The following is a 22,144-nucleotide window of genomic DNA, read 5'->3' on the forward strand; positions in this document are numbered from 1 at the left end:
TTCTGACGATTAGGCGAAGATGCCGTTACGGAGTGCGTGCCGTCCAATTCTGCCGGTTCCCGATCAGGTCGTCGACAACAGCCGGATCGGCGAGCGTCGAGGTATCCCCAAGCGCACCGAAATCGTCTTCGGCGATCTTGCGCAGGATGCGGCGCATGATCTTGCCGGAACGGGTCTTCGGCAGGCCGGGCGCGAACTGGATCTTGTCGGGTGCGGCGATCGGGCCGATTTCGGCACGCACATGTTTCACCAGTTCCTGGCGAAGCGTGTCCGTCCCTTCGTGACCGGCCATCAGCGTCACGTAACAATAAATGCCCTGGCCCTTGATCGGGTGTGGATAACCGACGACCGCGGCTTCCGAAACCAGATGGTGCGAGACAAGTGCGGATTCCACCTCCGCGGTGCCCAGCCGGTGGCCGGAAACGTTGAGCACGTCGTCGACGCGTCCGGTGATCCAGTAATAGCCGTCCGCATCGCGCCGGCAGCCGTCACCGGTGAAATATTTCCCCTTGTAGGTGGAGAAATAGGTCTGGATGAAGCGCTGATGATCGCCGTAGACGGTGCGCATCTGGCCGGGCCAGCTGTCGGTGATGCAGAGATTGCCGTCGGCCGCCCCTTCCAGCACCTTGCCTTCATTGTCGACCAGCTGCGGTTTGATGCCGAAGAACGGCACCGTCGCCGAACCGGGTTTCAGATCGATGGCGCCGGGCAGCGGCGTGATCATGTGGCCGCCGGTTTCCGTCTGCCACCAGGTATCGATAACCGGGCAGCGTTTGTCGCCGACGACATTGTAATACCATTCCCAGGCTTCCGGGTTGATCGGCTCGCCGACGGTGCCGAGCAGGCGCAGCGACGAGCGCGAGGAGCGGGTGACGAAGTTGTCGCCGGCCCCCATCAGCGAGCGGATCGCCGTCGGCGCGGTATAGAAGATATTGACCTTGTGCTTGTCGATGACTTCCCAGAAGCGGCCCTGATCGGGGAAATTCGGCACGCCCTCGAACATCAGCGTCGTCGCGCAGTTGGCGAGCGGCCCATAGACGATATAGGAATGGCCGGTGACCCAGCCGACATCGGCGGTGCACCAATAGACGTCGCCGTGATGGTAGTCGAAGACATATTCATGTGTCATCGCCGCATAGACGAGGTAACCGCCGGTCGTGTGCAGCACGCCCTTCGGCTTGCCGGTCGAGCCTGACGTATAAAGAATGAAGAGCGGATCTTCCGCCTTCATCTTCACCGGCGGGCATTCCGCCTTCACCGTGGCGATCTCCTGGTGGTGCCAGAGATCGCGGCCGGGCGCCCAGCCCGTCTTGCCGCCGGTGCGGCGCACCACCAGCACCTTATTCACCATCACGTGCTGGCGTGCGGCAATGTCGATTGCGGTATCGGTATTGTCCTTCAAAGGCACCGGCTTGCCGCCACGCAGACCTTCGTCGCAGGTAATGACGAAGGTGGATTCACAGTCGACAATACGCCCCGCCAAAGCTTCGGGCGAAAACCCGCCGAAGACGATCGAATGCACCGCGCCGATGCGGGCGCAGGCGAGCATCGCGTAAGCGGCCTCCGGGATCATCGGCATATAGATGGTGACGCGATCGCCCTTCTTGACGCCGTGCTTCTTCAACACGTTCGCCATCCGGCAGACATGCTCATAGAGCTCGTTATAGGTGACCTTCTTGTCGATATAGGGGTTGTCGCCTTCCCAAATGATCGCCACCTGGTCGCCGTTGGTCTTGAGATGGCGGTCGATGCAATTATAGGAGACGTTGGTCTCACCGTCCTCGAACCACTTGATCGAGACTTTGCCGGTGAAGGAGGTGTTCTTGACCTTGCTATAAGGCTTGAACCAGTCGATCCGCTTGCCGTGTTTGCCCCAGAACTTGTCCGGGTTCTCGACGCTCTCCTCGTACCATTTCAGGTACTTATCCCGGTCTATCAATGCTCGCTGCCGCACAAGACGCGGCACGGTGTAGCGCTCGAGGACCACAGTTTAGCTCCATGTCTTTGGCTTCTGAAAACTGATTCCGCTCGATCAGAATTTTGAAGTCTGTTTTGACTGATTGATATCCTCACCCATGTCGGGTTTGAGGCCCGTTCATGAGTACACCGACAGCAGCGACTTGGACTGCGACCGACAAAATCATTACATCATTTCCGGCCGCCTAATCGTCGAGCCGTCGCTGAAGCGGCTCAGCCTGTAGGGTGAGATGTCCGTAATCGGCGTCTCGTTCATCACGATCTCGCTGACCAACCGACCGGCACCCGGTCCAATGGCAAAGCCGTGTCCGCTGAATCCCGCGGCAACCACGTAACCAGGCAGATGGCCCACTCTCGAAATAACCGGGACGAGATCCGGAGAAGTATCAATGAGCCCTCCCCAGGCGCGCTCGACGCCGATGCCTTTGAGCGCTGGGTATTCGCTTTCAAGGTTCCTCAATGCGAGCTTGACGAGTTCGCCATCGGGCGCTGGATCCAGAATACGGTTCTTTTCAAACGGCGAGATTTCGTCATTCTCCCAGCTACCGACAGCATCGGGCCCATTCCAGAAGCTGCTCTTCAGGCGGTACTTTAGCTTCTTGCCGATCTTGCTGCGGTACATCTGATAGAATTTGACCGCGTATCGCATCCCCCGCGGCGTGATGTCGAGCGTACCACGTCCCGGTACGGCAACCGTGTAGGCGCCGTCTGTCCGACGTCGCAACACGAAGTTCGAAGCCGAAAGGCATCCTGCTTGAATGATTTCGGGCGCGCGGGTCGTCTTGATTGCGGTCCCGGAGATGTTTGCGACTGGAAGCTCGATGCCATATCGCTGAGAAAAGCGCGAAGCCCATGCTCCGCCAGCGCAAACAACTGTGCCGGCTTTCACAAGCCCCCGCTCAGTCCACACGCCTGTTACCCGGCCGTTGCTGATGTCGAGGCCCCGAACGGCGCAGTTTTGATGCAGCGATACTCCGTTTTCCTTCGCTGCCTCGGCGATGGCGGGCACAGCAAGACTGGGCTCGGCTCTCCCATCCGTCGGCGACCAAACGCCGCCGACCCAGGAGGATGTACCGCCTGAAGCTCGCTCATTGGCCTCGGATGAGCTGAGGATCTGGCTGTGAAACCCTTGCACACGTGCAGCCTGGCCCCACTTTTCCCATCGGGCGACATCAGCCTCGTTCTTCGTGCAATAAAGTATGCCCGTTCGGCGGAACCCGAGATCGCGGGCAGTCTCGGTGCTCAGTTCCTCCCAGCGCCGCAGACTGTACATGGCCAGCGAAAGTTCATAGAGGTCGCGGTTTTGCTGGCGAACCCATCCCCAGTTGCGGCTTGACTGCTCGCCACCGACGATGCCCTTTTCGAGCAGCGCCACGGATACCCCTTTGCGGGCGAGCTCATAGGCCGTGCAGGTACCCACGATCCCCGCCCCGATGACGACGACATCGACCTCGGTTGGAAAAGAGGCGCTATCACTTACTTTCTGAACCTGGACCGGCATAGTCACTATTCCTCTGGCATCGTGCTCCAGTCATCTCCGGACTGGAATGATAAAAGCTCAACAATCTGTCGTCGTGACCTCGGAACATTACCGACGCTCGGGAGGCGATGACGTCTGACGTATTCCACCCGACACTCAGGTGCGCGTTCAGCAGCGGATGTCTCGTTGGGGCGGGCGCGAGATGCTGTTCCTCAGCTGTGATCACCGCGAACATCGAACGCATCGCGCAGCCCGTCGCCGATGAAATTGAAGCTGGTGACAGCGATCGTTATGGCCGCGCCGGGAATGATCGCCAGCCAAGGTGCCGTCCCCAGATATTGCTGGGCGCCGTTCAGCATATTACCCCAGCTGGGCAGCGGCGGCTGAATTCCATAGCCGAGGAAGCTGATATAGGCCTCCATCAGAATTGCTCGGGCGACGGTCAGGGTCGCGGCGACGATGATCGGGCCTATGGCATTGGGAAGGATCTCGCGGAACATGATGTGCGTTGCACTCAGTCCCAGCATGCGGCCGGCCAACACGAATTCGCGCTCGCGCAAAGAGCGGACCTCGGCCTCGACGATGCGCGCAACTTCCATCCAGCTTGTGGCAGCGATGACGACGGTAATCATGATTGGGCTTGGCTTCAACGCAGCGGCAAGAGCAAGCACGAGGAAGATGGACGGGAAAGAAAGGAAGCCATCCACGGCACGCATCAAAACGGTGCCGATCAGGCCTCCCCTATATCCAGCCACCACGCCGACAAGGGTTCCGATCAGCGTCGACAACAGCATCGCCGAGAAGCCGACCAAGAGCGAAATCCGTCCCGCCATGAACAGGCGGGCGCCTAGGTCTCGTCCCAGCGGGTCCGTGCCGAGATAATGCTGGCCGGTCAGGGGCGGAGCGAAGCGAGCGCGCAGGTCGATGTAGAGGGAATCGTACGGCAACACATGGGGACCCAAAACGCATGCCAGGGTCAGGAGAGCGATCATCACCATCCCGATGAGGGCCAGATGGTGCTTCATGAAACGGTGCGCAGTTCGGCTGTTCCACCAGCGCTCCCGGGGCGAATTTGCGGCAATGGCAGTCATGATGGCTGTCTCCTGATGAGCGTTCATGGCGCTTAACTCAGACGGATACGGGGATCGATGATGGCGACAACAATGTCGGCTGCGAGGTTGCTCACCACGACAAGGATCGCTGAGAACATGAGCAATCCCATCACCACCGGATAGTCACTGTAGCCGAGGCTGTCGAGGAACAGGCGTCCCATGCCCGGCCAGGTAAACACCGTCTCGGTGACCAGAGCACCCGTCAGGACGCTGGGAAGCTGCATCCCAAGGAGTGTGATCATCGGCAGGAGGGCGTTGCCTATGACATGTTTGATCAGGATGTGCCGCTCACTTAATCCTTTAGCGCGGGCAGTCTTTATGAATTCCTGATTGATAACGTCGAGAGTAGCCGTTCGCATGTAGCGGCTCCAGATGGCCACATGCACGAGCGCGAGCACTACACTGGGCAGAATAAGATGATGGAGATAGTTCAGAACGGATTCGTCGCCGATCGTGTACATGTTGCCGGCTGGAAGCCAGCCAAGTTTGAGCGAGAAGACGTAGATCCCGATCAGGCCGAACCAGAAAGTCGGGATCGAAAGGGCCACCATCGCACCGACGGTCGCCACGTAGTCGAAAACCGAATAGCGCTTTACGGCGCCGCGAACACCGATCCACGTACCGATAGCGATCGCAATCACCGTGGACGATCCCATCAGCAACAACGTTGCCATGAGGTGCCGTCCAATCACCTCGAGAACTGGCGCCCCGTCGCGGAAGGAGTGGCCCCAGTCTCCTGTCAACAGGCGCCAGGCCCAATCCAGATACTGCACCCACAGAGGACGGTTCAAGCCCAACTGGTCCGCCAGTCGCTTCAAGTCGTCCTGAGTCATGCTCGCATCGAGCCCGAATTGTGCCAGCGGGCCGCCAGGGATCAGGTTGAGGACCACGAAGCCGATGATGGAAACGATCAGGAGCAGTACGAGGCTCTGAGCGAACCGGTTAAGTAGGAAGCTACGCATTCAGGCTCTCCCTGTGATAGCGCCAATAGAGGTCGCCGCCGCGACGCGCGGCGGCGACGACGGGAGGTTAACTCAGCTCTTCCAGTGCCAGCCGGCAGCATGCCAGGATGCGGTGCGCGTGTTCGTATTCGGTTCCCAGCCTTCAAGGCCTTCCTTCGTGCCAACCACGTATGTGGCGGCAAAAAGCGGAAGGAAGGGAAGGTCCTGACGCACGATTTCCTGAATGCGGTAGTAGATTTCACGACGTGCCTCCGGATCGAAGGTCTGCGCACCTTTCTTGAGCAGCGCATCCACTTCCGGATTGGAATACTGGCCGACGTTCGATCCCTTTCCGCCCTTGGCGGCAATCGCACTGCTCGCCAGACGGTTGGTTGCATCGGGGTCCGCGGCAATCAGATGCGTAACACCCGAGATTGCCGTGTCGAACTGTGACTTCAGCCAAAACTCGCCGAACATGACAGCAGCTGGCAAATTCGAGATTGTCATCTGGACACCAATTTCTGCGAATGTCTGCTGCAGGAACTGCTGCACCTGCTCGCGGAGGTTATTGCCGGATGTGGTCGAGTTGTTGAACGCCAGCCTCACTCCGTTCTTCTCCCGGATTCCGTCCGACCCCGGCACCCAGCCGGCATCGTCGAGGAGCTTGCGTGCGGCGTCGAGATTGAATTCCTGCGCCGGAAGGTTCGGATTGAAATAGTAAGACTCCTTCGGCATGAAGGTTTCCGTCGTTGTCACCACGCCGAAATAGAGGGCGTCAATGATCGCCTTTCTGTCCATTGCAGCATAGAGTGCCTGACGCACCGCAAGTTCCTTGAACTGCGGCCGCTCGAGGTTGAGATAGAAGGACTCGACGGAGGCACCAGGCACCCGGCTCACCACACGGCCCGGCAACTTGCTGGCCTCGTCGTAGTGGTCGGGCGTGATGTACGCCTGGTCTGTGAGGTCGATGTCGCCGCTCTTGAACTGGGTGTAGAGCACCGTCTGGTCAGGAATGTATTTGAATATGACCTGTTCGACGTACGGACCGTCCCCAAAATAATCCGGGTTCGCCGCCAGTTCGAGATGGTCGCCGGCCACGCGCTGGCTCCACTTAAAGGCGCCGGTGCCAACGGGTGCCTGATTGAAGGCTGCTGCGTTCGGATCAGCTTCCTTCTCGAGAAGGTGCTTCGGCACGATGAAGGTTTCGGTGAGAAACGACAGGTAAGGAGCAAAAACCTGCTCCATGCGCCAGGTGATTTCAGTTGGCGAGACCACCGTGAGGTCGCGCACCAGCGAATGGCCGCCCGTACGCCAGGCGCGGAATTTCGGATTGGTGATCAGTTCAAGGGTGAACTTCACGTCCTCAGCGGTAAACGGCTGGCCGTCATGCCAGCGCACATCGTCACGCAGGCGAACGCGCCAGTTCAGGCCATCCGCCGAGATGCCGCCGTTCTTTTGCGTGGGCACCTCTAGTGCAAGATTGGGCTGGAGCACGCCGCCCGGATCCATGCGAAAGAGGGCGTCGAAGAGTGAGAAGTGGACCGCATCGTCCGTTTCGATATGGGCCATCAGCGGATTGAAGACCGTCGGTTCCTGCGAAAGCCCGACGACGACGCGACCCGCAGGCTTCTTGTCGGCGGCCCGAGCAATGTCAGGTTTGCCGATCAGGTTGGGAGCGGCAAAGCATGCAATGCCGCCGGCTGCCATCAGGCGCAGTGCGTCGCGCCGAGAAATGTTGCTTTTGGTCCTAGACTCTTTTGTCATTTCATTCCCTCTCTTTTGCTCGTTAGGAAGCTACTTCCCGGAGTTCATTGCACTTTCTCAAGTGTCTCTGCGCCGTTCTCCGGGAATTGCAGCTACAAGTTCACGCGTGTAGTCGCATTGCGGTTTCAGGAAGATCTGAGACGGCGGGCCGCGCTCGACGACCCGGCCCTTCTGCATCACAGCAATTTCGTCGCAGATCTGACTGGCAACACGCAGATCATGGGTGATGAAGACCATTGATACGCCGGTCTCGCGCTGGATTTGGTCAAGCAGCTTGAGGATCTGCGCCTGGATCGACACGTCGAGCGCTGAGACTGCTTCGTCGGCAATCAGCAGCTTGGGCTTGAACATCAAGGCCCGCGCGATGCCGATGCGCTGGCGCTGACCGCCCGAGAATTCGTGCGGGTAGCGGCCGAACGCACCCGCATCGAGACCGACGTGGGATAGCAAAGCCCGAGCTTCGTCGCGCGCCTGCGCGTAGGGCATACCATGTGCGACGGGCCCGACGGTCAATATCTGACCGATAGTGGAGCGCGGATTGAGCGATGCAAAGGGATCCTGAAAGATCATCTGAATCCGAGGGCGTAGCGGCCGGAACTCGGATTCAGAGAGCTTGATGATGTCCTTGCCCTCAAACAGGATCTGACCGCTGTCGCTGTCCTGGAGCTTGATCAGGAGTCGCCCCAACGACGATTTTCCGGAACCGCTTTCGCCGACAATGCCAAGGGTGCGGCCCGCGGCCAAGGTGAACGAGGCGTCCTGTACCGCAGGCACGACCCGCTGGCTGCCGAACAGCGCGCTGCCGCTGCGATAGGTCTTGCACAAACCATTGACAGTCAGGACTGTCTCGTCGCTCGTCTGCGCCGTGAGTTTTCTGTCCTCGCCCGTGAGGCGCGGAACGGCGGCAATCAGGCGCTGGGTGTAGGGGTGGCTGGGGGATTTGAGAACCTGATCGGCGGTGCCCTGCTCGACAATCCGCCCTTTCTCCATAACCACGACGCTGTCGGCAATTTCTGCGACAACGCCGAAGTCGTGGGTGATGAACATGACGCTCATGTCCTTACGACGCTGAATGTCACGGATGAGCTTCAGGATCTGCGCCTGGGTGGTTACGTCGAGGGCTGTCGTTGGTTCGTCTGCGATCAGAACGGTCGGCTCCAGGGCCAGCGCCATCGCGATCATCACGCGTTGGCGCTGGCCACCAGAAAGCCGGAACGGATACTGGTGGTACATCAAGTCCGGATCGGGCAGGCCCACCTCGGTAAGCAACTCGAGTGCGCGGTCACGCCGCGAGGCTTTGGTGCCCACTCCATGGGCCGCCATCACTTCAGTAACCTGCTCGCCGACCGTCATCAGCGGGTTGAGCGCCGAAAGCGGATCCTGAAAGATCATGGACACGACGCGGCCGCGCAACTGGCGCAGCTTTTTTGCCGGCGCGTCGACGATGGCCGTTCCATCGAGATTGATCGCACCCGAGGAGACTGGAATTACCTTTGGCAAAAGCCCCATGATAGTATTCGCGGTTACCGACTTGCCCGATCCAGACTCGCCGATAATGCAGAGGATTTGACCGCGCTTGAGGTCAAACGACACGTTTTCGACGGCATGAGCTCGCTCCATGCCTTTTGGCAAGTCGACTGTGAGACCACGCACCGAAAGCGCTGCATCGCCTGCTGTAACAGCCTCTGTCGTAACGGCCATCGGTTTTTCTCCTTGTCTACGCAGCTTCTCATTTGAGATTTTGATCGCCGATCAATGCATGCTGCCGCGTAATCTTTTCGAGCAGTGCCTCTCAGCACCATTCGCAACCAATCGGCGTTGGTTCGATGATTATTATAAGATTGGTCTTGCCATTGGTGTCAATATAGATCAAATTGGTTTCGCAAAATATTTATTGGAGGTCACATGAGCGTGGTGTTGAAGGACTTCATTGAGGCGGAAGGTCTGGAACCAGGCGATCGCCTGCCTCCCGAGCGTGACTTGGCACTGAAACTCGGGCTGCCGCGTACCGCCCTTAGAAGGATGCTCAGTTCCTTGGAGAAGGAAGGCCGCCTTATCAGGCACGTCGGCAGAGGCACCTTTATTGCCGGCAGCGGCGTGAGTTCGAGCGCCCTTCGCCGGCCGGCAACCAATGAAGGAGACACATTGCGCACCTATCCGGCGGAAGTCTTTGAGGCTCGGCTGATCATAGAGCCGAAGATCGCCGCGTTGGCAGCGTTACGGGCGACCAGGCAGGAAGTCGAGGAAATGCAGAAATCAATCGCACGAGGCAGCGCGTCGGAAGCACTGGGCGAATTCGAGAAATGGGACGCCGTCTTTCATCGCATCATCGTCCAGGCGGCTCGTAACGGTCTTCTTGCCTCGCTCTATGAAGGTATTCACGCGGTACGGGCCGGGAACCTCTGGGGGAAAATGAAGGAACAGTCGCTGACCTCCGAGCGCATGACGGCGTATATCGTCAGCCATCAGGCAATTCTCGACGCAATAAAAGATCGTGATAGCAGGGAGGCCGAGCGAAACATGTACGACCACATCATCGAAGCCAGAACGAACATACTGGGTCCCAGCATTTGAACTGGATCTGGTCAACTGGTATCGAAGGACATTATCGCATTGCCCACTGCGACGGTCTCGGCTGCGACCTCTGCCATCCTCACGAGCGGAGCACAGCCGCAAGGTGCTGGCCAACTAAGCGCTTCAGGAACCAAACTGCCGTCGAAGCCATGAGAGGAAGTTTCGTTTTCTAGCATCGCCTTCGAATGGAAGGCGGCTCAACAGGATGTAGCTATGGCCGTTGCCGGAGAATCCCCGCGGCGCCACCAGTTGCCCGCTTTCCACTGCATCGGCTACCAACGGCTCCGGACCAATCGCAGCACCTAAGCCAGCGATTGCCGCCTCGATACTCAAATAGAAGTGTTCGAACACCTGGTTGCCGGGCGCTTTTGGATCTGCGAGCTGATTATCGGCGATGTATCGCGCCCACGCGTCTCGGCGCGTGGCCGAATGAATGCGAGGCAAGGAGAGAATGTCATCGCTGGCGGAAGCCAACAGGCGTGGCGCGCATACGGGGCCGACACATTCTTCGACGACCGTTTCCACAAAAAGCTCCGGCGACCAGCTAAAATCGCTTCTCCGCAGCGCCAGATCGATGTGGCTCCTGTCAAAGCTCACCGGACCACCAGCGGCTAATACATGAACCTCGATATCCGGATGAAGTGCATTGAATTGTGGGAGACGAGGGATCAGCCACCGCTGCGTGAAGGTCGGCTCGCATGAGACCACCAGCGGTGCGGAACCGCCAACTCTTATTTCCTCGCAACAATCGCTGATCAGGCGAAGCACCTCGCTCATCGTAACAAGGAGGCGTCGCCCCGCGTCCGTGAGGAAAACGGCTCTGTTTCTTCGTTCGAAAAGAGCCACTCCAAGGTCTTCCTCAAGCAAGCGGATTTGCTTGCTGATGGCGCTGTGTGTGACAAACAGTTCATCGCCTGCACGCCCGAAATTCAAATGACGTGCAGCGGATTCAAAGGCTCTCAATGCGGATAATGAAGGGACTCGTGCGGCCATATCTGTGACTTGAAGTGACGGATTTCTGTCAGAATTCATCGTTTTTTCGGCAGAAGCAATAGCGCTAATAATCTCTCGTCACATTGAGAACCGACGGGAGAGCAATTTTGAAGGTAGGAATTCTCGCCGACGATCTCACCAGCGCAACGGATGGCGCCGCGCCATTCGTGAGCATGGGGCACAGATGCCTCGTGTTCGCCGATCATCAGCGATCGCCACGGGAAGATGCTGCGATTGTATCGGTAAACAAGGCCAGTCGTGCAGCATCCATTGAAGATGCTGTCGATCGAGCGGCGCACGCTGCAAAAAGCCTGGCGTCCGCGGAAATCCTTTACAATACTGTCGATTCCACCATTCGTGGTCACATTGGCGCTGAAATAATCGCTGCACGCAGAGCCTCCGGTCGGGCTATTGCAATCGTCGCTCCGGCTTTCCCAGCCGGTGGGCGAACCACGGAAGGAGGGCGTCAGCTTCTTCGTGGCGTGCCGTTGGAGGAGACCGAATTTGCAAAGGACCCCCTCCACCCCATAACAGACTCGCACATTCGCGCCCTGTTCCCGGCTATTCCAGACGCGGAAGTGCGTTTTCTTGGACTTGCGGAAGTTCGAGCCTTGAAGTCTGGAGAACTTGTCGCGGATGACAGGAAGTTACTGATAGTCGATGCAGCAACGCAGCACGATCTGGCCCTGCTGGTGAAATCGGCGGCGGATGCAAAGTCCATCCTTTGGTGTGGTTCTCCGGGGCTGGCGACTGCGTTGGCGGACCAGGTCGGCCGGGCCGATGACGCCGCACTGTCGTCCCGCACGGCGTCGCTCAATCTCTTTGTCATCGGCAGCGTTAATCCGCTTAGCCGCGAGCAATGCTCAAGGCTGAGAGGCAAGGACGACGTCCGACAGATCGTCGTCGACGCCGAGCAGGCATCTCATTCTCCCGTTCTCGCGGCCGAAAGCGCCGTTGGGCAATATCGCCAATCGGGGTCTGCCGGAGATGTCCTTCTAACAACGTCTGAGCGCGGCACGTCGGTCGATCCTCGGTCCGTTGCGATCGCTCTTGGCCAGGCGGTCCGCCTGCTAATCGAGCGTTATCCCGTCACGGGTCTTTTCCTGACCGGCGGCGACACCGCCGAATCGGTGCTGGGCGTACTTGGGATTGGTTCACTCGAACTTTTGGGCGAGATCGAGCCCGGAATTCCGGTGGGGCGCACGACCGGATCGCATCCCTTTCACATTATCACAAAAGCGGGCGGCTTCGGCTCGCCCAATATCCTGCTGAAATCAGCTGAGCTGCTTCGCGGCCTCTGGCTTGGAGATAAGAAATGAAAACGCCTATCGGAATTACCATGGGCGATCCTTGTGGGATCGGCCCGGAAATCATCGCACGCGTTTTTGCGGACGGACTTCCTGAGCACGCGGTGGTGATTGGTGACGCCAAGGTGATGGAACGCGCAGTCCGAGCCCTCGATCTTCCGCTTCACGTGCAGCCCATCATGTCAGTCGATGAGGCTGTTCCAGACGGCAAACTCATAGCCGTTCTCAATGTTTCGGATCTTCCTGACGATTTGCCGACCGGTCAGGTGGATGCTCGCGCTGGCCGCGCCAGCTACGACTATGTTGTGAGGGCGATCGACGAAGCGCTGGCAGGCAACATCAGGGCCCTCGTCACGGCGCCGATCAACAAGGAAGCAATGAAGAAGGGCGGGCTCAATTACCCCGGCCACACCGAAATCCTTGCGGAACGATCGGGGACCGACAAGTTCGCGATGATGCTGGCAAACGACGAGCTGCGTGTCATCCTGGTCACGATCCACGTGTCGTTGCGCGACGCTATCGGCCTCGTGACGCAGCAATCTGTGTTCAGAACGATCGAATTGGCGCACCGGGCAGGTAAGGCATATGGCATCGCCTCGCCCCGCGTCGCCGTCGCCGGCCTCAATCCCCATGCCGGTGAAAACGGCATGTTCGGACGCGAGGATCTCGACATTATCGCGCCGGCAATCAGCCGGGCTCAGGAACTTGGAATAAACGCATCCGGTCCATGGCCAGGAGACACGATTTTCATGCGGGCCCGCAAGGGCGAGTTCGATATCGTCGTTGCGCAATATCACGACCAGGGCCTCATTCCGGTCAAGTATCTCGGCATCGACAACGGCGTCAACGTCACCATCGGCCTGCCCTTCATCCGTACCAGCGTCGATCACGGCACCGCATTCGACATCGCGGGCAAAGGCACGGCCGACCATTCCTCACTTCGCTACGCCTTCGATCAGGCGCTGCTTCTCAACGCAATCTAGGAGCGCTTTCGATGCCCCAGACTTCTCCCGCCTTCATCTTTATGTTGACCAACCAGGACCGCACCGTTGCCGACGCGGCCGAGCGCCTCAAGGATGTGCTTGCCGTCGGCATCAGACATGTGGGGTTCAAGGATATCGGCCTGCCATTCGATAAACTCTTGTGCCTAGCTTCAGCAATCAAGGCGGCGGGTGCCACGCTCTATCTCGAAGTGGTCAGCCTCGACGAGGAGAGCGAACGACGATCCGCGCAGGCCGCGGTCGACCTCGGCGTTGACATCTTGATGGGTGGAACCCGACCGAACGTCGTTCTCCCAGTTATTGCTGGGCGAAACATGGGGTACTATCCGTTCCCCGGCAAGATCGTCGGCCATCCGAGCAAGCTCGAAGGGACCATCGAGACAATTGTGGAAAGTGCCCGGCATTTGGCGGCAATCAACGGTGTCAGCGGTCTCGATCTGCTCGCCTATCGCTTCGGCGGCGATGTCGAAGAGCTGATGACGCGGGTGTGCGAGGCCGTGGCCAAGCCTGTGGTTGTTGCCGGATCGATCGACAGTCCTGAAAGGTTGGCGGCGGTCGTACGGTCTGGTGCTGCAGGTTTTACCATCGGAACGGCGGCTTTCAATGGCGCTTTTTCCGGCAGTGCCGATCTGCGATTGGAAATCAAGGCGGAGATCAACATTCTTGAGCGGATTCGGGCTGACGCGGATGGTATCGCGCCATCGGCATTAAGGCACACCTGAATCGGAGCTTCACCGATCATTAATTGCTGTCTTTACGATTTGGGCACAAGGTGAGTTTCGAATTTGGAGACCCGACAAATGGATCTAGCGACGTTAGCCCCCTCCCCTGGCTTGGCAGCCACGACCACGCTTGAGACGTTGGAAACGCCCTGTCTGGTTCTGGATGCGGACCGGATGGACCGCAATATCAAGCGGCTCAGGAACCGGCTCGATGACCTCGGCGTGTCGCTGCGACCGCATCTGAAGACGGCGAAGTCGATTGAGGTGGCCCGGCGGTGCATGAGTGCGCCAGAGGGACCGGCGACCGTCTCGACGCTGAAGGAAGCGGAGCAGTTTGCGGCCGCTGGCGTTCGCGACGTGATCTATGCCGTCGGCATCGCTCCTTCAAAGCTCGCGCGTGTCGCCGAGCTGCGCGCCAAGGGCGTCGATCTCGTGGTGGTACTGGATACCGTCGAACAGGCGCAAGCGGTTGCCGAGGCGTCCCGAGGCGCCGGAATGCGGATCCCAGCCATGATCGAGATCGATTGCGATGGCCACCGCTCGGGTGTTGTGCCTGGCAATCACGCGCAGTTGCTGGAGATTGGGCAGACGCTGGCCACAGGCGCGGAGCTGCGTGGCGTTTTGACCCATGCCGGCGATAGCTACAAAGGTGGTGGCGACGAGGCGCAGCAGCGGTTTGCGGAGGCGGAGCGGTTGGCCGTTGTTGAAGCCGCGCAGCTTCTTCGTGGTGCGGGTCTGCCGTGCCCGATCGTCAGCGTCGGTTCGACGCCGACCGCCCATCATGCGAAGGATCTAACAGGCGTGACCGAAGTCCGCGCCGGGGTGTTCGTGTTCTTCGATCTGGTGATGGCAGGCATCGGCATTTGCCAGGTCGAAGACATCGCGCTCAGCGTTCTTGCGACGGTTATCGGGCACCAGCGCGAGAAGGGGTGGATCATAACCGATGGCGGATGGATGTCTTTGTCGCGAGACCGCGGCACCAGCAGGCAGGCCATCGACCAGGGATATGGCCTCGTCAGTGACATCGACGGCAATGCCTACCAGGACATCATCGTTGTCGACGCGAACCAGGAGCATGGCATCCTCGCCGTGCGGCCCGGCTCGAGCGCGGGCCTTCCGGATCTGGCGATCGGAGACCGAGTGCGGATCCTGCCGAACCATGCTTGCGCGACCGCTGCGCAGCACCCGGTCTATCATATTGTCCGCAGCGGCTCGCATGCCGTTGAGGCTTGTTGGCCGCGCTTCGGAGGCTGGTGATGTCGAACGTGATAACCGTAAACACCGATCGCGCGCCCAGCCCTGCCGGTCACTATGTCCAGGCCAAGCTGGCGGGCAAGCATCTTTATATATCAGGGCAGCTCCCGATCCGGCCGGATGGGGCGTCGCTTCCCGACGATGGGTTCGAGACGCAGGCGAGGCAAGCCATCGACAATATGCTGGCAGTCCTGGAAGCGGCAGGGGGAAGCCCGGACGATCTCATCAGGGTGACCGCCTACATCGTTGGCGTCAGCAACTGGCCGCGCTTCAACCAGGTTTATGCGGCGCGGCTGGGAGAGGCGCGCCCGGCGCGCACCGTGGTTCCGGTACCCGAACTCCACTACGGCTATCTCGTCGAGATCGACGCGATCGCCGTGCTCGCGCAGAACGCTCCTGCGCGGCAGACAGAAAACAGCTCCGACTAATCAATTCAGGTCAGCCGCCATGTCACCACTCGTCAAACGCATACAGAGCGATCAAGAGCTTCCCGCGGAGGCCGACGTTGTCGTCATCGGCGGCGGCATTATTGGCGCGTCGGCGGCATTTTTTCTCGCAGAGCGGGGGCTATCCGTTGCATTGCTCGAGAAGGGCTATGTTGGCGGTGAGCAGTCCAGCCGAAACTGGGGCTGGTGCCGCCGGCAGAACCGCGATGAGCGCGAACTGCCGCTATCAGGGGTTTCCATGCAGGCGTGGGACCAGTTTGCCGCCAAAATCGACGAGGACGTCGGCTTCCGCCAATGCGGTCTGTTCTATGCGACAGACAACCCCAAGCAGCTGGCGGAATGGGAACAATGGCTTGATCTTGCCCGGCAATTCAACGTCAATACCAAGATGCTAACTGCCCGGGAGACACATGACAGAATTCCCGCGCAAGGTCGTCGTTGGCTCGGCGGCGTCCACTCGGTCGATGACGGCAAAGGCGAGCCGGCAATTGCCGCGCCGACGATCGCGAACGGCGCGCGCAAATTTGGTGCCACGATCCACCAGGAATGCGCCGCCCGCGGTCTCGATATCGTCAATGGCGCGGTTGCTGGGGTGATCACGGAAAAGGGGCTTATCCGGTCGCATGCCGTTCTGAACGCCGGCGGTGCGTGGACATCCTTGTTCTGCCGCCAGTACGGCGTTCAATTTCCGCAGGCAAGCGTGCGCCAGACCGCAATTCGTACGCGACCCACAACGAATCTCGGCGAGGCGATCTACACTCCAGAGTGCTCGTTGACCCGCAGGTTGGATGGCAGCTACACGCTTGCTGTCAGCGGCAGGGCCACGCTCGAAATTACGCCGCAAGGCCTGCGTTATGCGCGCTGGTTCATGCCGATGTTTCTGAAGCGATTGAAAGCGGTCCAGATCGGCGTGGGCAGATCCATGTTCCACGGACCGGAAGCGTTGGCGAGCTGGACCAAGGATACGCTTTCGCCTTTCGAGCGGATCCGAGTTCTCGATCCAAGACCGAGCCGCCGGACGATCGCGGCCATTCTGAAGGGCGTCACTGAACAGTTCCCGGCGCTAAGGGGCATTGAGATCACCGACAGCTGGGGCGCGTATGTGGATTGCACACCGGACGCGGTACCAGTCATCTCGGCGTCCGATCATGTGCAAGGCCTTTACTTGGCCGCGGGCGGTTCCGGCCATGGATTCGGCATTGGCCCGGGCATCGGCCGCCTGGCAGCTGACCTGGTTGCGAACGATAGGCCTTGCGTCGATCCCACGCCGTTCCGGCTGTCGCGCTTCTTTGACGGCTCCAGAGTCGAGGTCGGCGGGCTGTGATCAAGGCAAAGGGCCAGTGTCGTTCCTAACCGAGGCTGTCCAGCACCTTGTAGTACATGCCGACCAGCGGCAGGAACCAGGGGTTCCAAAGTGCCCCGGGACGGCCGGCCAGTCGAGCCCCTTTATCGGATTGCGGTCCTGTCGGCCGAAGATCGCGTCGGCGATCAGCATTCCGAGGTGGGTCGAAAGCTAGGCCCCCTGGCCGGAGCAACCCATGGCCTACCAGAAGCCGTCGTGATAGCCTGCGCCGGGAGGCGGTCCTTGGTTATGTCGACGAGCCCTCCCCAGCAATTGTCAATCTCGAACTGGCGAGTTGCGGGAGGTTCTCTGCTAGGCTTGCCTTTGGTCCGGCGGGATCGGGATTTTTAGATATATCTGCGCACCTTAAAGCCCGACGACCCCGGGCAATCCCGAGATGCCTGAAATTTCGGTGTATCCGTAATAGGGATTGGCGGGCTCGTGACCGCGATTGACCCAAACCTTGTTCTTGATCCCGAGGTCATGTGCGGACATCAGATCGTAACGGAACGAGGAGGAGCAATGGAGTATATCCTCCGGGCCGCAACCAAGCATATCGAGCATATATTCGAACGCCCGGAAGTGCGGCTTGTAGGCGCCGGCCTGTTCGGCGGTGTAGACGGCGTGGAAGGGCGCGCCGAGCTTCTCGACGTTGGACATGATCTGCGAGTTCATCGCATTTGACAGAATGACCAGTGGAATTTCCTTAGCCACCTTGGCAAGACCCGCCGGAACGTCTGGATGCGGCCCCCAAGTGGGAACGCGTTCGTAAACCATCTGCGCGTCTTCGTCCTTGAAGTCGATACCGTTGCGTTTGCAGGTCCTTGCCAGTGCGTTATGAACCACTTCCGCGTAAGGCTTCCAGTCGGCCATGACTTCATCAAGGCGGTACGCAGAAAAATCCGCGATGAACTGCAGCATTTTCTGCTCGCTCATTTGGTCGCCGTAAAGATCGCGTGCGGCCTCCGCCATCTGGAAGTTGATAAGCGTGCCATGGCAGTCGAAGGTGATGTATTTCGGGCGGAAAATGGTCATGCGCCTCGTCCTTCCTTTACGGGGAGTTGTTCAAGTTATGACCAATCATAGCTCGACGCTCGCATCTGTATTGCCCGGCGATGGCGGAACATCAGCACAAAATGCTGAAGGGAAACATCCTTTGCCCTTGTGAGTGCTGGGTAATAGTGATCCGCGAACGAGATGCGGGCCGCGGCAGACAGATGCTGCCCGATCAACTCGTTATGCCGGAAACGGAAGCCCCAATCATTCGTCGATGTTAGCATTGGAAGTGGCGGGATAGTTCCAGCACGCCGCCCAACTTCCACCGGGGGGCGGTACTCTCTGCCAAAATCGCCCTGCGATATAAAACAATCTGCCTGGGATCCCGCGAATACCGCCAATAGACGCACAGCTGGCCTGATATGATCAATGCAGGTCAGGTCGCAATGCGCCGACGCAAAATGAGAGAGGTCACGCATGAAAACGCTGCTGCTCAATAAGCATGACGTAGGGCGGCTTATCGGTATGACGGAAGTCATCGGCGCGGTCGAAGAGGCTTACAAGGCCTTCAGCAGCGATCAGGTGGAGCAGCCCGATTATATCGGGATTCATCTGCCCTCGCTGCGTGGCGAGATCGACTTCAAACTTGGCTATCATAAAGTAGCGGAAATCATCTCGATGAAGGCGCATTCGGGAGGTTTCGCCAACAACCCGGTAGAACACGGCGTGCCGAACAGCATGGGCACCATTCTCCTGTTTGATGCCAGGAGCTGTGCGCTGATTTGTATCATGGATGGCAGCTTGATCACCGGCCTTAGAACCGGGGCGGCGGGAGCTGTTTCCGTCAAAGCACTGGCGAGAAAGAACGCCAGGACGATCGCGTCGATCGGCACGGGCCATCAGGCAAGAATGCAAATCCGGGCGATCAACGAGATCATGAAGATCGAAGAGATCCACGCCTGGGACAGCACCTACGAAACAAGTTTCAAATATAAGGCGGATATCGAGCGCGAATTCGGCATTCCCGTTACGGTCGCAAGCACGAAGAAGGAGGCGGTCGAGCCGGCCGACATCTTGATCACAACGACCCGAGGGAAAGGGTCGCTTGTGGAAGCGGAATGGGTAAAACCCGGTACGCACATCGTTGCGATCGGCACGGATCAGCGGGGCAAACAGGAGCTCGATCCGGAGCTTTTCCGAAACGCCAAAATCATCGTCGACTCGCTTTCACAATGCACGCAAAAGGGCGAGAGCTGGCACCCGCTGAATAAAGACATCATTGCCAAGGACGACATCCACGGCGAAATCGGCGAGGTATTGTTGGGGAGGAAGCCGGGACGCGAAAGTGATGACGAAATCACCATTTTCGACTCCACTGGGATGGCCATTCAAGACAATACGACCGCCACCAAAATTTATCGCAACGCCATAGCGAACAATGTCGGCACTTTCTTCCCGTTTTTTGAGGAATGACCATGCGCAACTATCCCACCATTCAGGACATCCGCGAAGCTCAGCAGCGGCTAAAGCCGCATGTCAGACACACGCCGCTGTTGCGTGCAGACAAGATCGAGAAAGCGGTTGGTTGTCAGCTCTACCTCAAACCGGAAACACTCCAGATTACCGGCGCATTCAAGATCCGCGGCGCCCTGAACAAGGCTCTCTCGCTCCCCCGAGAAGAGATCGCAAATGGGATCATTGCGACCTCGTCGGGGAACCACGCCCAGGCGCTTGCCTACGCAGCGAGGATGCTCGGCGTAAAAGTGATGTTGGTGCTGCCGGTCACCACACCCAAAATCAAGATCGCCAATACAGAGGCCCTTGGCGCGGAAGTCATTCTTTTTGATGGTGATAATGCTGCTAGATGGAGAAAAGTCTACGAGATCGCTGAAGGAAATGATTATGCAGTCATTCACGGCTTCGAGGACCCGGTCGTAATGGCTGGTCAGGGAACGATCGGGTGTGAGATCCTCGAAGACTTGGAAGATGTGGACACAATTATCGTGCCCCTGGGCGGTGGAGGTCTGATCTCGGGCATCGCCACTGCGATCAAAGAAACCAAGCCATCGGTGCGCGTTATCGGGGCAGAGCCTGCCTTGACCCCGAAATATTTCTACAGCCGGAAAAACAAGGAGCGCACATCGCTTCCGTTAAAGAACACCATCGCGGATGGTTTGAGATTAAGTGTTCCGGGTCGAAATCCTTACCCGATTATCGAAAAATATGTGGACGAGATTGTTCTTGTTGAAGACGAGCACATCATCGCGGGAATGCGCGCGCTTGCCAAGGACGCGAAATTAATCGCTGAACCAGCCGCCGCGATTGGCGTTGGAGCACTGCTGGCCGGCAGCATAGACCTCAAGCCAGATGAGAAAGTCTGTGCGGTCCTGTCCGGCGGGAATTGGGATCTAAGCGACCTTGCCGAGATTTACAATTTGGCCCCGTGATCGGTCTCAGCTTCAGTCAGTACGCGACCCCGATCGCCGTTCGACGTCTGTGATCTCAAATCCTCTTTCACAAATGCAAACAGTCCGACCGCGGGACGGATCGGGATTTCATTCGTGAGGGAGGATAGATCAAGCCATTCAAGGGAGCCACCAGTGAAACATAGCCACCGCTTCTATATCGACGGTGAATGGGTCTCGCCGTCCGTGTCGAAAACACATGAGGTCATCGATCCCTCGACCGAAGAGCCGATGGGCACGATCGCACTCGGCAGTGCCGCCGACGCGGAAAAGGCGGTCGCGGCCGCGCGGCGAGCCTTTGCCTCCTTCTCGCAGACATCCAAGGAAGAGCGCGTCGAACTGCTGAGGCGAATTGTAACGATTCTAAAGCGCCGCAATGACGAGGTCGGCGCCATGATCTCACGGGAAATGGGCGCGCCGCTCGGCATGGCCCGGGCCGAGCAGGCCGCCATCGGAGCTCTCCATTTCGAACAGACGATCAAAGCCCTCGAGACCTTTGCCTCCGACTACATGCAGGGGACCACCTGCATCACACGCGAGCCGATCGGGGTCGTCGCGATGATCACGCCGTGGAACTGGCCGATCAACCAGATCGCCTGCAAGGTCGCTCCGGCGCTCGCCACGGGATGCACCATGGTCCTGAAGCCATCGGAGATCGCTCCCTTCAACGCGGTGATCTTTACCGAGATCATGGATGAAGCCGGCGTGCCGAAAGGCGTCTTCAACCTCGTTCATGGCGATGGGCCTACGGTCGGAACGGCCCTGGCCAGCCACCCGGATGTGGATATGGTATCCTTCACCGGGTCGACGCGCGCTGGCATTGCCGTTGCGCAGGCGGCGGCACCGACCGTCAAGCGAGTGCATCAGGAGCTCGGCGGCAAGTCGCCGAACATCATCCTGCGCAGCGCCGACTTCTCAGGCGCGGTCGCCGCCGGCGTACGCCGGTGCTTCGGCAATTCCGGCCAAACCTGCACTGCGCCCACCCGAATGTTGGTGCCTGCGGAGCGAATGGAGGAAGCAAGCTCGATCGCTGCGAGAGAGGCTGCTGCGCTGGTTGTCGGCCCCCCATCTGACCCTCGCACCGACCTCGGGCCGGTCGCAAGCGGCGCCCAGTTCGACAAGATCCAAGCGTTGATCGAACGCGGCATCGCAGAAGGAGCGGAGCTGGTCGCCGGCGGCCCTGGTCGCCCTTCGCATCTCAATTCCGGCTATTACGTGCGCCCGACGGTGTTTGCCCGCGTGACCAACCAGATGACAATCGCGCGGGAGGAAATCTTCGGCCCGGTGCTGTCGATCATCGGCTATGAAGGTGAGGAGGAAGCGATCGCAATCGCGAACGATACGCCTTACGGTCTAGCGGCCTACATTCAGGGCGATCCAGAGGAGGCGCGAGCGCTCGCAGGCAGGCTGCGCGCCGGCAGCGTTCGCCTCAACAGCTCCGCCTGGGATAGCGCCGCCCCTTTCGGCGGCTACAAGCAATCCGGCAACGGTCGGGAATACGGAAAGTTCGGACTGCACGAGTTTACCGAGATCAAGGGCATAGCCGGCTTCGCGAACGAGTGAATGGTCACTGTGCGGTGTAGCCGTTTCGGATGCCTGCGCAAGGGGCTGCGAATACAGTCAAACGGGAGATCCAGCTACGCGCGATCACGGATGATCGCGTGGGATCGACCGCTCTGAAGATGCCGTCGCCTGTGAATGACATCCCCGCGTCAGCACAGGCCGAGCAGGGTCGAAGATCAGTTTCACGTTTTCACTTATTCAGAAAAA

Annotated in this window: 18 protein-coding genes and 1 pseudogene; 10 read left to right on the forward strand and 9 right to left on the reverse strand. The window is 59.1% G+C overall.

The window, feature by feature from the left end; genetic code table 11:
- Nucleotides 1-25 precede the first annotated feature (25 nt).
- From acs to FFM81_RS25585, 6 genes are all read right to left on the reverse strand, one after another.
- The gene (acs, locus tag FFM81_RS25560; RefSeq protein WP_025418529.1) at nt 26-1,987 is read right to left on the reverse strand and encodes an acetate--CoA ligase; all 1,962 of its coding nucleotides are present in this window, start codon (nt 1,985-1,987) and stop codon (nt 26-28) included.
- A gap of 156 nt (nt 1,988-2,143) precedes the next feature.
- Nucleotides 2,144-3,478, reverse strand: a complete 1,335-nt coding sequence (locus tag FFM81_RS25565; RefSeq protein WP_003567717.1) for an NAD(P)/FAD-dependent oxidoreductase — start codon at nt 3,476-3,478, stop codon at nt 2,144-2,146.
- A gap of 191 nt (nt 3,479-3,669) precedes the next feature.
- Nucleotides 3,670-4,548, reverse strand: a complete 879-nt coding sequence (locus tag FFM81_RS25570; RefSeq protein ID WP_138386131.1) for an ABC transporter permease — start codon at nt 4,546-4,548, stop codon at nt 3,670-3,672.
- 32 nt (nt 4,549-4,580) lie between these two features.
- A complete protein-coding gene (locus FFM81_RS25575) occupies nt 4,581-5,531 on the reverse strand; it encodes an ABC transporter permease (RefSeq protein WP_138386132.1) in 951 nt (316 codons plus the stop codon).
- Between the two features lie 72 nt (nt 5,532-5,603).
- Entirely contained in the window at nt 5,604-7,274 is a 1,671-nt protein-coding gene (locus FFM81_RS25580; RefSeq protein WP_003567723.1) for a peptide ABC transporter substrate-binding protein, read from the reverse strand.
- Between the two features lie 57 nt (nt 7,275-7,331).
- Entirely contained in the window at nt 7,332-8,975 is a 1,644-nt protein-coding gene (locus FFM81_RS25585) for an ABC transporter ATP-binding protein (protein WP_138386133.1), read from the reverse strand.
- 204 nt (nt 8,976-9,179) lie between these two features.
- Between FFM81_RS25585 and FFM81_RS25590 the strand changes: the two genes are divergently transcribed.
- The gene (locus tag FFM81_RS25590; protein WP_003567727.1) at nt 9,180-9,848 is read left to right on the forward strand and encodes a FadR/GntR family transcriptional regulator; all 669 of its coding nucleotides are present in this window, start codon (nt 9,180-9,182) and stop codon (nt 9,846-9,848) included.
- A 123-nt stretch (nt 9,849-9,971) separates the two neighbouring features.
- Here the strand turns inward: FFM81_RS25590 and FFM81_RS25595 are convergent, their stop codons facing one another.
- Nucleotides 9,972-10,880, reverse strand: a complete 909-nt coding sequence (locus tag FFM81_RS25595) for a LysR substrate-binding domain-containing protein (protein ID WP_193220763.1) — start codon at nt 10,878-10,880, stop codon at nt 9,972-9,974.
- A gap of 68 nt (nt 10,881-10,948) precedes the next feature.
- Here FFM81_RS25595 and FFM81_RS25600 point away from each other — a divergent pair, with 68 nt between their 5' ends.
- The 6 genes from FFM81_RS25600 (at nt 10,949) to FFM81_RS25625 (ending at nt 16,895) form a co-directional block, all read left to right on the forward strand.
- Nucleotides 10,949-12,160 carry a four-carbon acid sugar kinase family protein gene (locus FFM81_RS25600; protein ID WP_138386134.1) on the forward strand — a complete coding sequence of 404 codons (1,212 nt, stop codon included), beginning with the start codon at nt 10,949-10,951 and terminating at the stop codon, nt 12,158-12,160.
- On the forward strand, nt 12,157-13,131 hold the full coding sequence (gene pdxA / locus FFM81_RS25605; RefSeq protein ID WP_138386135.1) for a 4-hydroxythreonine-4-phosphate dehydrogenase PdxA: 975 nt from the start codon (nt 12,157-12,159) through the stop codon (nt 13,129-13,131). Before FFM81_RS25600 ends, pdxA begins: the two co-directional genes overlap by 4 nt.
- Before the next feature lie 11 nt (nt 13,132-13,142).
- Nucleotides 13,143-13,871 carry a beta/alpha barrel domain-containing protein gene (locus tag FFM81_RS25610; protein WP_138386136.1) on the forward strand — a complete coding sequence of 243 codons (729 nt, stop codon included), beginning with the start codon at nt 13,143-13,145 and terminating at the stop codon, nt 13,869-13,871.
- A 78-nt stretch (nt 13,872-13,949) separates the two neighbouring features.
- Nucleotides 13,950-15,128 (forward strand): alanine racemase, encoded by a 1,179-nt coding sequence (locus FFM81_RS25615; RefSeq protein WP_138386137.1) that lies wholly within the window; start codon nt 13,950-13,952, stop codon nt 15,126-15,128.
- Nucleotides 15,128-15,553, forward strand: coding sequence for a RidA family protein (locus FFM81_RS25620; protein WP_138386138.1), 426 nt, complete (start codon nt 15,128-15,130; stop codon nt 15,551-15,553). Before FFM81_RS25615 ends, FFM81_RS25620 begins: the two co-directional genes overlap by 1 nt.
- Before the next feature lie 19 nt (nt 15,554-15,572).
- Nucleotides 15,573-16,895: an NAD(P)/FAD-dependent oxidoreductase gene (locus FFM81_RS25625; RefSeq protein WP_138386139.1), complete on the forward strand. Its 1,323-nt coding sequence runs from the start codon at nt 15,573-15,575 to the stop codon at nt 16,893-16,895.
- Between the two features lie 25 nt (nt 16,896-16,920).
- On the opposite strand, the pseudogene FFM81_RS25630 reads toward FFM81_RS25625, so the two are convergent.
- Nucleotides 16,921-17,238 (reverse strand): annotated as a pseudogene (locus FFM81_RS25630) (FAD-dependent oxidoreductase); the annotation flags it as partial.
- A 41-nt stretch (nt 17,239-17,279) separates the two neighbouring features.
- Nucleotides 17,280-17,948 carry a haloacid dehalogenase type II gene (locus FFM81_RS25635; protein WP_138386140.1) on the reverse strand — a complete coding sequence of 223 codons (669 nt, stop codon included), beginning with the start codon at nt 17,946-17,948 and terminating at the stop codon, nt 17,280-17,282.
- Between the two features lie 438 nt (nt 17,949-18,386).
- Here FFM81_RS25635 and FFM81_RS25640 point away from each other — a divergent pair, with 438 nt between their 5' ends.
- The 3 genes from FFM81_RS25640 to FFM81_RS25650 all read left to right on the forward strand — a co-directional run bounded on the left by FFM81_RS25640 (nt 18,387) and on the right by FFM81_RS25650 (nt 21,937).
- Nucleotides 18,387-19,382 carry an ornithine cyclodeaminase family protein gene (locus tag FFM81_RS25640; protein ID WP_138386141.1) on the forward strand — a complete coding sequence of 332 codons (996 nt, stop codon included), beginning with the start codon at nt 18,387-18,389 and terminating at the stop codon, nt 19,380-19,382.
- Complete coding sequence (locus FFM81_RS25645; RefSeq protein WP_173883844.1) at nt 19,379-20,356, forward strand: threonine/serine dehydratase family protein; 978 nt, start codon at nt 19,379-19,381, stop codon at nt 20,354-20,356. The genes FFM81_RS25640 and FFM81_RS25645 overlap by 4 nt, the downstream gene beginning before the upstream one ends.
- 153 nt (nt 20,357-20,509) lie before the next feature.
- Nucleotides 20,510-21,937 (forward strand): aldehyde dehydrogenase family protein, encoded by a 1,428-nt coding sequence (locus FFM81_RS25650; RefSeq protein ID WP_138386143.1) that lies wholly within the window; start codon nt 20,510-20,512, stop codon nt 21,935-21,937.
- Nucleotides 21,938-22,144 lie beyond the last annotated feature (207 nt).

It is taken from the genome of Rhizobium hidalgonense (genome assembly GCF_005862185.2).
Taxonomy (GTDB): domain Bacteria; phylum Pseudomonadota; class Alphaproteobacteria; order Rhizobiales; family Rhizobiaceae; genus Rhizobium; species Rhizobium hidalgonense.